Raw genomic sequence first — 316 nt, 5'->3', positions numbered from 1 at the left:
CCTGGCGCCGAAGCCGCCCGTGCCGTGCTTGAACGCCAGCGTGCCCTCCAGCGTGGCCTCGCCGATGAACTCCTTGTGGTTCAGGCCCAGTTCCCAGCCGCCGACCACGTGCTGCTGCACCGGCACTTCCGAATCTTCGATGATGCTGCGCGACTCCCTGCGAAAGCCCTTGAGCGCCAGCGTCGTCTTGCGGCTTTGGTCCCGGTACAGCAGGCGCGAGAGCTTCACTTCGGCGTTGTTGGACTTGCCCGCATAGTTGATCGGCCCGTTGAAACTCTCCACGCTCTGGTGGTACTGGCTGTTCGAGGCCGTCAAG

Annotated in this window: 1 protein-coding gene; it reads right to left on the bottom strand. The window is 64.2% G+C overall.

Annotated elements, in window-relative coordinates; genetic code table 11:
* Window positions 1-316: ShlB/FhaC/HecB family hemolysin secretion/activation protein (locus EJI00_RS24975; RefSeq protein ID WP_148110668.1), on the bottom strand; the 316-nt coding region annotated here is incomplete at both ends.

The organism is Variovorax sp. DXTD-1, from assembly GCF_003984625.1.
In the GTDB taxonomy this organism is placed as follows: domain Bacteria; phylum Pseudomonadota; class Gammaproteobacteria; order Burkholderiales; family Burkholderiaceae_C; genus Variovorax.
Note: the sequence above shows the minus strand (reverse complement) of the source record. Positions and strands in the feature narration are given on the sequence as shown.